Origin of the sequence: Mycobacterium sp. (genome assembly GCF_050701515.1) — a bacterium.
In the GTDB taxonomy this organism is placed as follows: domain Bacteria; phylum Actinomycetota; class Actinomycetes; order Mycobacteriales; family Mycobacteriaceae; genus Mycobacterium.
The window spans coordinates 1-6,827 of record NZ_JBOGDB010000279.1; the positions used below are offsets into that span (position 1 = coordinate 1).

The following is a 6,827-nucleotide window of genomic DNA, read 5'->3' on the forward strand; positions in this document are numbered from 1 at the left end:
ACGGTCGAGTGCCCGCTGAATGCCCGGTCGATGACCTGCCACTGCACCGGGTCGGTGTCCTGGAACTCGTCGACCATCACGATCGGCCAGCGCTGGCGCATGCGGTCACGCGCCGGGGAGTCCTCGCCCTCAAGCGCTTTGGCCAGTCGGCTCAACAGGTCGTCGTAGCCGAGGATGCCCATCCGCCGCTTGCGGTGCTCGAGCTCGGCGACCACCTTGGTGACGAGGCCCAGCCGGTCGGCGGCCTCGGTTTCGGGATCCGGGTTCTCGGGTCGCAGCTCGGCGCACGGGTCGCCGACGACCGCGCGGGCCAACTCCAGCGCGTCCCTGTACGTCAGCGGCGGATCGTCGTCCTGCCGGCCGAAGTCGGCGAGGTAGATGTCGTCGACTATTTCGACGACCAGCTCGTCCAGGCTCTCCACCAGCGTGACGCCGGCCTCGCTGTCACTGGCGACGCCGAGCGATTTGAGCACCAGGCCGCAGAACTCGTGCGTGGTCGCGATCGTCGCGGCGTCGAAGCCGGACAGTGCGTCGCGCAGCCGCGCCAGCCGCCGCGCCCGGTCGTCGTCGGCGCCCTGCAGCAGATGCTCGATGAGATCCGTTGTCTCGACCGGCTGATTCTCCAGCGCGGCGACGGCGTCGACGATCTGGCCGCGGACCCGTTCCCGTAGTTCCCGGCTCGCCGCGCGGCTGAACGTGATCAGCAGCATCTGGTCGAGCGTCGTCGCCGTTTCGGCGAGGTACCGGGTGACCAGTCCGGCCAGCGCGAAGGTTTTTCCGGTGCCGGCGCTGGCTTCGAGCACCGTGGTCGTGCACGGTCCCGGCAGGTCGCCGAGCAGATCGAACCGCTGCATCAGCCGACGCTCCGCTCGGCGTCGAGTACGGGCAGCCACACCCGGACGGCGAGCGCGCCCAGCCGGGTGTCCTCGCCGTCGACCTCTTCGCCGGGCCGGGGAGGCTCGTCGAGCAAGGCGCCGAGTTTCGCGTCGGCGCCCCAGATCTTCGCGTGCGCGCGGTCGGCGTTCTCCGGGGCCACGCCCTCCTCCCATTTGGTGCGGGCGAACGCGAACGGGTTTCGGTTCCGTCGGCGCTTCTCGGCCCAGGCGCAGGACGTCTTCAGCGGCAGCGGCAGCGGTCCCCGCCGTCCCGCGTCATAGATCGCCACCAGATCACGCAACACCGCCATCGGATCCGGCGGCAACCCGAACACCCGCGCCGTGATCTCCCCTCTGTCGCCGCGGCCGATGCACGCCGCCGCATATTGGTGGCCCGCGGCACCCAGCGCGACGAGCGAGATCCACGACTGCAGAACGTGTTTGGGCGCCAGCCTGGAGTAGGTGATCGACACAATGCCGCGGCGGTAGACCGGTGACACCGTTCCGGTCAGTCGCCTGCCGTTTCCCAGGTCGACGTCGAGGTCGTGGGCCGTCGTGGTGTTGCTCTGATACTTCAGCGCCGCCATCGCGAGTTCGGCGGCTTCGTCGCTCAGCGCCCGGGCCTTGCGCTCGCCCAGCCGGCCCGGCGGTAGCGTCCCGCGCAGCACTTCGGCCGTGGTGGCGACCTCGAGGTCGACGCCGCGCATCAGGTCGCCGACCAACCGGTCGCCGATCGACCACTGCTGCAGCGCGTCGATCTCCACGGGCATGGCGTCCTCGACGCCGTCGGCCTCCCACGGCAGCGTGAAGTCCAGCTCGCGGAAGAAGCCCTCCACCGGATGCTTGAAGAACCGCAGCAGGTCGGCCAATTCGACGTCGCCGCTGGGCAATTCGGAGGTGACACCGGCGATGAACGGCCGTCGCTCCGAGCGCACGCCGGTCGCCGCTTTCGCCGCGCGCAGCACGACCGGGTCGAACGTGAACGGCTGGTCCGCGATCAACCCTCCCCGCTCGACGTTCTTGATGTCGAACGGCTGCAACGGATGCTCCACCACGACGCGCTCGCGGACCGGATCCGGGGTGGTCTGGTCCAACGCGTCCAGCAGTTCGAGCAGCGGGACGGCCGGCGGCCGGTGCGCGCCGGTGTGCTCGTCGGTTCCGGTGTAGGTGACGACCAGCGTCTCGGTGGCCGCGCAGATCGCGTCGAGCAGCAGCTGCCGGTCCTCGGAGCGGATGTCGCGTTCACCGGTCATCGGACGGCGGGCCAGCGCGTCGTCGCCGTCGACCAGATCCAGCCGCGGGAACACGCCGTCGTCGAGGCCGACCAGGCATACCACCCGGTGTGGGACCGAGCGCATCGGCACCATGGTGCACACCGTCAGGGTGCCGGTGCGGAAGTTGGCGCGGGTGGGCCGTCCGGCGAGGTGCCCGGCCATCAGCGACCGGACGTCCGTCAGCCGCATCTCGGTGTCGGTGCGAGTTGCCGCTTCCGTCAACACCTTTGAGAACTCGCGTTGGAGCTGGCCGGTCTGCCAGACGTCGCCGGCGCCGACCCGGGTCAGCGCCTCCACGCCGTCGCGCAGGGCGTCCAGCCATTCGGTGAGTGGCCGGACGCCGGTCAGCCGGTCCGCCACCGCGGTCAGCCGGTCGACGAACTCGGCGAAGCGTCCCGCCAGGTCGACGCGGTCGCTGCCGACGTCGTCGAGCGGCAGCGCGGTGTCGATCCACGCGTGCGCGTCGTCGGACATCGCGACACCGGTGAGGATCCGGTCGAGCCCGAAGCGCCAGGTGTTCTGCGCGAAATGATCGAGGCGATACGGCCCCCGATGCGTGGCGTCGAAGCCCCATCGGATGCCGGATTGGCGTACCCACTGCGAGATGGTGTCGAGGTCGTCGTCGGTGAACGCGAATTGGGCGCGCACCGGCGGGGTCTGCGCGAGGTTGAGCACCTGGCTGGCGGTGGCGCGCGTGTCGGCGATGTCGAGCAGCTGGGCCGCCACCCCGAGCAGCGGGTTGGTCTGCACCAGCGACCGGTCGGCCAGCCGCACCCGCAACCGGTGCGCCGGGTGGCTGCGGCCGGGCACCTCGCCGAGGCCAAACGCGGCGACGATGAGCGGCGCGTAGGTCTCGATGTCCGGGCACATGACCAAGATGTCGCGCGGTTCGAGTGTCGGGTCGTCCTGCAGCTGGCCGAGCAGCACGTCGCGCAGCACGTCGATCTGGCGGGCGGCGCCGTGGCAGCTGTGCACCTGCACGGACCGGTCGCTTTCCGTGAGCAGGCGCGAGCCGGGCCGGACCTCGTTGGCGCAGATGTCGGATTGCAGCCAGCCCAGCAGGGTGTCGGGTCGCGTTGCGGCGCCGACGAATTCGTCGGTGTCACCGGCTGGCAGGCTGCGTTGCAGTTCGCGTAGGTCTCGGCCGAGCGTGTCCAGCAGTGGGTGGCGGGCATGGTGGCGGCTGGTGTCCTCGCGGCGCGGAACGAGGTCGTGGAGGTCATTGAGCCTCTGCCACAGGTCGTCGCTGGGGTGCGGGAGCCACAGGTGCAGGTCGTGATGGGTGGACAGCGCTTGCAGCAGTTCGATGTCGGTGGCCGGCAGCCGGGTGTGGCCGAACAGCGACAGCCGCTCGGGCAGGTCGCTCGGTGTCGCTCGGAGGCGGGCAAGAGTGGTCTGGTGTCGGACATGCGGCGGATCGGCGTCGACGCGGTCGACCAGCGCCCGCCAGAGCGGGGGCTGCCAGAGCAGATCCGGATCGATATCACCGGCGATATCGTTTTCCCAATCGACAAGGAGCTGTGGGCGCTGCCGAGCGTAGGAGGCGAACAGCCCGGCGAGCCGCCGTGCCACCGCGTACCGGCGGCCGCGACGCAGCTCGGCCTCGTCCTCGTTCGCCGCGAAGTGGCCCAAATGCGTTGCGAGCGTGCGGCACCAGTCCTCGTCGAGGCTGGCGTCGATGGCCTCCAGCAGCGGCCAGATCATCGCATCGGGGGACCAGGGATCGTTGTCGACCGTGCCGGTGATCTCGGCGATCAGCGAGGCGGGGGAGCGGAACGACACCCCGGCGCAGACCCCGTCGGCGCCGTCACCGCGCCCCAGCACGTGGGAGAGCCGCTGGCTCAGCCAGCGCTCCATGCCGCGCGCCGAGACCAGCACCAGCTCCTCGGCGAACGGGTCCGGCAGCGGAATGGCGAGCAGCGCACCCAGGCCGTCGGCGAGAAGGTCGGTGCGATCAGCGCGATGGAGGTGAAGTGCCATCGGTGGCCACGATAGGAGGTTGGTTCGAGATGATGACGGATTCCGGTGACGTTTGTCCGCGACCCGTGGCCAACTTCCCGCCGGCAAGGCAGCCGTCGACTTATCCGCTGACGGTTCCGGATGTCACACCCGGATGTGACCATGGAGGTGTGGAAGGCTACGACATCATCGGCGACGTCCACGCCTTGCTGGACGATGTTGGGTCCGCCGCTATCGATCTGCGGCGAGCCGGGGTGGTCGGTGATCCGAGTGTCGAAGCCCGACGGGTCGACGGGGTCGGCCGTGTCGGCCGTGTCGACCGCGACGACGCGGCGGTACCGCGCCGGATTCCTGCCCGTTGCTTCAGCCGATGAACGACATCGACCGGAACGGCCCAATCACCCCTCTCGCCAGGTTGTCCGAGATCCACTCGTCAAGCTCTTCGACCGACACGCGGCCGTAGTCGCCGATCGCTTCCACCCGGCGCTTCAGCAGCGTCCTTGACCAGCCGGGTCCGTTGTGTTGCCGCACGTACTCCCACGTGCACGTCTTCAGGCGGTAAGCCTGCTGGCGGCCGTAGCCCTCCAAGGCGTACACCGGTGTTCAAGCTGGCAGCCAGATCGGAAGTTTGTCCCTTAACCAAATCAGCCCCGTTATTGAGACAGCCATTTCTGAGACGGCCATCTGAGACGGCGTGACCTGGGCAGACATGTCGTGCTCGACAGCCAATCTGAGACTCTCGAAAACCGTCTGATTCGAGACAGTCGGTAGGTTGCGGCAGGCGGATCGGATTTGGGGTTGCATTCGGTACCTAGGTACGGGTTTAACCTGGGCGTATGGCCAATAAAGGTAGTTCTGGCGGGTGGGTTCCGACGTCGTGCACGTTGCCGACAATCGATCAGTCGCTCCGTGTCGCCGAGTTCGATGAGTTGTTCGAGTCCTCCGTGGTGAGGTGGGCTCGGCCAAGTGCGACAGCACTGGACCTCACAATCGCTTCGCGTGTAGAAGCATCGGCTCGGGACATCGCCAACCGCGAGGTCGGCTGTTGTTCGTTCTTCACCTTCGATTTCCAACCCGCCGCCGATGGTGTGCTCATGCGCATCGGTGTCCCGACGTCGCATGTGGATGTTCTCGACGCCTTGCAGGGCAGGGTCTCCAGCCTCGTGCGGACCCGTGGTGTCGCCAACCATGGCTGAGACCGGATTGCGCAGCGGCCATGTTGCTGATGCCGCTGGGGTGAATGTGCAGACGCTGCGCTACTACGAGCGACGTGGGCTACTGGACGAACCCGATCGCACCCTCGGCGGACACCGCCTCTACCCGCCCGAAGCGATCACCGTATTGCGGGTCATCAAGGCTGCCCAGCGCCTTGGTTTCACGCTGGAGGAGGTCGCCGACCTGCTGGAGGTGACCCAACTCCGTGGTCGCCGTCGCGCCGACGCCGGATTGCAGGCCTGTGCCAGGGTGAAGTTGGCTGAAGTCGAGGCCAAACTCGTCGAGCTCAGGACCGTGCGGGACACGCTGCGCGACGCCCTCGACGCGGGGTGCGACAACCTCATCGAATGCGCCGAGAGTGCGTGTTGCCCAGTGCCGTTCGACGGCGTAGATACCGAACGAGATGGAGTGCGCTAAGGGCAATGAGAAGGGTCTCAGCGGTCAGGCGGTGGCTCGCCACGATAGGTGTTGGCGCGGTGGCTTGCGTGGCCTGCTGCACGGTGGTGCCGATAGTCGTTGCCTCGGGCATCGCTGGCAGCGGCCTACTGTTGGCCGGGGCTGGATGGTTGGAGCCGATCGGCCTTGGGCTGATCGCCGTCGGTGCTGTCGGATTGGTGGTGGCCGTCGTTCGGAACCGTCAGCGGTGCGCGACCGACCAGCGTTCAAGCCAAGCGGGCGATGCCGCGTGCGGTTGCGCCCAACAGGAGACTGAACCGCCGCGCCGACTCCGTGACCTCTCATAGGGTCAGACCATGCTGGTGCGCTCCGTTCTCCTGTTCATTGTGGCCGCCGTCGCCGAGATTGGGGGTGCGTGGCTGGTGTGGCAAGGCATCCGCGAACAGCGAGGCTGGCTGTGGGTAGGACTTGGCGTTGTCGCCTTGGGTGCTTACGGCTTTGTCGCCACCCTGCAGCCCGACGCACACTTTGGCCGCGTCCTGGCCGCATACGGCGGTGTCTTCGTCGCCGGATCGCTGGCGTGGGGGATGGTGTTCGACGGATTCCGGCCCGACCGATGGGACGTGACCGGTGCCCTCATCTGCCTGGCGGGTGTCGCCGTGATCATGTACGCCCCACGCAGCGCCTGACAGAGGCCCGGACCCAGCCGCTGCAGTGAGATCCGCTTCAGCCCTTCGTCATGTCGACAGTCTCGCCGAGCTGACCGGGATCGGACGACTGAGACCGAGATTTGAGACCCTCATATCTCGTCTGTTTTGAGACGCGCGGATCAACGCGGAACCGCTCACTAGCGGGAGTTCATCGACACGCGCTCAAGGCGCACCTTGGTCTTGGCACGGGTCACCCTTGCTGGACGATGTTGGATCTCCAAGCCGACACGCGCAGGACTAGTGTGGAGACGGCTGTTCACCTCAAAACAGGAGGGCAGAGCCATGACCGTCACCACCGTCGATGCCGGACCTCGCCAGGTCAGCCGCTCGGTCGAAGTTCCTGCCCCTGCGGCCGAGTTGTTTGCGATCGTCGCGGACCCGCGCCGCCACCACGAGCT

6 protein-coding genes and 1 pseudogene are annotated in these 6,827 nt (G+C 67.9%); 4 read left to right on the forward strand and 3 right to left on the reverse strand.

What is annotated here, in order from left to right; genetic code table 11:
* Together ACRDU5_RS20750 and recC are read right to left on the reverse strand one after the other, a co-directional pair.
* The coding region (locus ACRDU5_RS20750) for a UvrD-helicase domain-containing protein (protein WP_526616798.1) at positions 1–854 on the reverse strand (854 nt) is incomplete at its 3' end.
* A complete protein-coding gene (recC, locus tag ACRDU5_RS20755; RefSeq protein WP_526616799.1) occupies positions 854–4,129 on the reverse strand; it encodes an exodeoxyribonuclease V subunit gamma in 3,276 nt (1,091 codons plus the stop codon). The genes ACRDU5_RS20750 and recC, both read right to left, overlap by 1 nt.
* A 149-nt stretch (positions 4,130–4,278) precedes the next feature.
* Here recC and ACRDU5_RS20760 point away from each other — a divergent pair, with 149 nt between their 5' ends.
* Positions 4,279–4,482 carry a hypothetical protein gene (locus ACRDU5_RS20760; protein ID WP_526616801.1) on the forward strand — a complete coding sequence of 68 codons (204 nt, stop codon included), beginning with the start codon at positions 4,279–4,281 and terminating at the stop codon, positions 4,480–4,482.
* On the opposite strand, the gene ACRDU5_RS20765 is transcribed toward ACRDU5_RS20760, so the two are convergent.
* On the reverse strand, positions 4,472–4,705 hold the full coding sequence (locus tag ACRDU5_RS20765) for a hypothetical protein (RefSeq protein ID WP_526616803.1): 234 nt from the start codon (positions 4,703–4,705) through the stop codon (positions 4,472–4,474). The two genes, ACRDU5_RS20760 and ACRDU5_RS20765, sit on opposite strands and share 11 nt — an antisense overlap.
* 591 nt (positions 4,706–5,296) lie before the next feature.
* On the opposite strand from ACRDU5_RS20765, the gene ACRDU5_RS20770 reads away from it, so the two are divergent.
* The 3 genes and pseudogenes from ACRDU5_RS20770 to ACRDU5_RS20780 all read left to right on the forward strand — a co-directional run.
* On the forward strand, positions 5,297–5,740 hold the full coding sequence (locus tag ACRDU5_RS20770; RefSeq protein ID WP_526616805.1) for a MerR family transcriptional regulator: 444 nt from the start codon (positions 5,297–5,299) through the stop codon (positions 5,738–5,740).
* 335 nt (positions 5,741–6,075) lie between these two features.
* Complete coding sequence (locus ACRDU5_RS20775) at positions 6,076–6,408, forward strand: YnfA family protein (protein WP_526616807.1); 333 nt, start codon at positions 6,076–6,078, stop codon at positions 6,406–6,408.
* A 303-nt stretch (positions 6,409–6,711) separates the two neighbouring features.
* Positions 6,712–6,827, forward strand: a pseudogene (locus ACRDU5_RS20780) (SRPBCC family protein); the annotation flags it as partial.

What these genes read in the sequence shown, in the direction of transcription:
- recC (WP_526616799.1), bottom strand. Translation starts at nt 4,129, where the DNA reads ATGGCACTTCACCTCCATCGCGCTGATCGCACCGACCTTCTCGCCGAC.
- ACRDU5_RS20770 (WP_526616805.1), top strand. Translation starts at nt 5,297, where the DNA reads ATGGCTGAGACCGGATTGCGCAGCGGCCATGTTGCTGATGCCGCTGGG.
- ACRDU5_RS20775 (WP_526616807.1), top strand. Translation starts at nt 6,076, where the DNA reads ATGCTGGTGCGCTCCGTTCTCCTGTTCATTGTGGCCGCCGTCGCCGAG.